We start from the raw sequence: 2935 nt of genomic DNA, 5'->3' as shown, positions 1-2935 counted from the left end.
TCATGATTCACATCGCGCCACGCAAAGCCTGAGAGGTCCCGGCCGTAAACGGTCGTGCCAACCTTGGCTGAGTTGACTGGTGGGTTGATATTGCCTGTATAGTTGATGTTGGCTTGATTGTTGAAGAGATCGCCAGATTTTTGTTTATTATCTGGCTGGATGGTAATGGTCAAGACGATAGTTGTCCCTTTGTTTAAGGTTGGAATATTAAACAAAATCGCCTTTGTCGCAGTGGGCGCGGTACCGACTGCGGCGAGTGCCGTCCAGCCGCCTGATCCTGTCGTGATTGTGGCTGGATCCGAGCTTTCGTTATAGGTCGAGCTGGATGGTGCGGTCGTGTTGGTGCTGTATTTGACTGTGCTATCCGACGAGGCGACCTTGGTGACGGTATAGCCACCTGAGAGCAAGGTCCCACGACTGTCGCCATTGTAGGGCAGGACGTCAAGGACATTGACATTGCTCATTGCGGCAGCCGTCATATTTGATACGGTCAGACTGTAGGTGATCGAGGTATCTGGGACATCAGATGCTGGATCATTTGCGACTGTGGCTTTATTTCCATCTTCGATTGCAGTTTTATCGACGTCTTTATTGATCGTGAGGGCTTGAATGATTTTTTCTTGAAACCAATCACTAGAACTACGAACTGTAGCACTACTACCAGATGTATCTTTTCCTGGTGTTTGGGAAGAAAGCCACATCGCACTGATAGAAGTCACCGTCAAAACTCCAGTCGAACCTGTACTATCAAAAGTTAAGTTAGCAATGTTTGGTAATGCTTGGAAGTGGACCGTCTCTCCGTTCACCATATCAAGACTTGAATAATTATAGGCAAGAACTTGTTGTAATGTCGCCCCTGAGCCTGTCGTTGTGATGGTTGGGTCTGGCATAGGATTTCCCTTGGCATCTGTTGAAGAACCTGACTTATAGGTAATTCCTGGAGGAAGGGTCGTTGTCAGTGATCCTCCATACCCTACCGTACGGTCAGGACATTGGAAATTCCCGACAACTGTAATGTTAATAGACTGTGAAGTATCGTAGAGTTTCTGATCGGTCGTTGTCCTTGAGGTCGTTGAGTATGGTTGAACAAAGGCAGAATCCCCATCTTGGTTCCAATATTGTTGAGCATAAGTTTGACCTTGAAGTGTCCCGTTTGTGTTGTTTACCGTACCATTACTATTGAATGTTGTTGGGAAATAAATTCCGACATTGGCTGGATTACCAGCAGTTATAGTATTTCCATTAGCATCCGTCGTTGCAGGTGTGTTATTGACAATGTACGATTGATTCATGTTCAGAATCGGATCAAAATTGACACCTGTCACAATATTGCTAACTTTGTCTGTCGACATCAAAACGAGATGATTACCGTTTGGTGTGATGGCCCCAGGTCCAGACTTGACGATTGCAGGAATCCCAATATAGGTTCCTGCAGAATTTCCTGTCACTGCTGTTGGCTGAACAGCCAGAGCAACGGCTCCAACAGAGTTTTGAGCGCCCGCTGCAACCACAGCACTCCAGCTGTTGTACCAAGTGTACTGGGTATTATAGGTGGTATCATAATCCAAAACTTTATAAGTATAAGGCGCAGTTACTGTCGGATCTTTCGCAACACCGAACTGCATACTTGCCCCACTAATGGAATAATTGCCCCACTCCATATCAAATCCTGCCGTCGGATCATAGACAAAAGCAGAAGGATCCCACATGAGGATGGTCTGAAGAACGACATTATCAGGGTTAGAGTAGGGGGCAATATCTGTCCTCTTTGCTAAAATCATGCTAAGCATAGAGACTTTTTCGTTTTGATAGAGAATGTCATCGCCATAGTTTTGTCCTGTCGCTGTTCCTGACTGAGAACAAAGTGGCTGTGCATTTGGTGACTTATTGTAGTTAATTAGATTTAAAGGGGTTTGACCATTAATTAAATTTGGAAATGCTGCTGCTCCTGATACCTTACCTGAGGAAGCATCTGGGCGTTGTGTCCAGTAGGTCGTTGCGGTGTAGGTTCCTGTCGGTCTGACATTAGTCGAATAGCTTAGTGTATTCTTGTAGCTATTTGTTACCGTTTGAGCTGTTCCTTGAGCATTGTTAAAAGTTACTGTTGCAACATTCACATTGTAAGTGTATTGTGACCATCCGTTTGCGTTTGCTAAACCGTCTGTTGTCGTTCTGTCCCAACCTAAAATCATTTCCAATGATGAAAAGGATTTAGAGACGGCAGTTGGAGCAATATTTCCTGTCATGTTATAAGTGTACGGGTTATAAACCCCTGCGTAGCCATTATTTGTGACGCTACCTGCACTTGTGACATTAAAAGAACCAGAATTATAATCCCCAATCCCTGCTGTAGGACCCGTAGGTGGCGTTGTATAAATCTGTCCAGTATTCGCGTTTGGACTTGGCAAAGGTTTTGTAAACTGACTACCATATCCTGAACCTGTATTGTAAGTAAAAGGTGTTGTTCGATTTACGGTACCTGCTGCATAGGCATTGACCATTGGACTTGCCATTTGCGCACTCGTAAGTGTACCTGAGCTTCCAGATTGTGAAATATAGGTCCCCGAAGCAGAGAGCGTATAGCTAATATTCCCAGTAGGAAAAGCTGAACCGCGATAATCCGAAGAGGCGCGACCTGGTAGCGGTGCCAGAACAGTAATTGCTCCAATATCGTCTGCGTCTGTTAAAGCATTTGAGCTCGTACCGAAAACATTTGCTCCTGCTAAGGTTTGTCCTTTGACAAGTGAAATGCCAACCGATGGTGCTGCAGAAACGACGGTTGGTTTGACGCCAAGTCCTGAGATGGCGCTTGAATCATAGGTTTGATTGAGACTGTCATCATTAAGGGTGTCATTGTTTGATGCTGTTGTGAGTTTGATGGTAAAGGTCGGTGTGATTTTTAGTCCATTAGGTGCGCTGGAGACTTGCACAACAA

1 pseudogene is annotated in these 2935 nt (G+C 45.1%); it reads right to left on the bottom strand.

Annotated features, from left to right (window positions below):
• Positions 1–2935 (bottom strand): annotated as a pseudogene (locus tag GHI93_RS12920) (hypothetical protein); the annotation flags it as partial.

The sequence above is a fragment of the Lactococcus hircilactis genome, assembly GCF_009601015.1.
GTDB classification, from domain to species: Bacteria; Bacillota; Bacilli; order Lactobacillales; family Streptococcaceae; genus Lactococcus; species Lactococcus hircilactis.
Note: the sequence above shows the minus strand (reverse complement) of the source record. Positions and strands in the feature narration are given on the sequence as shown.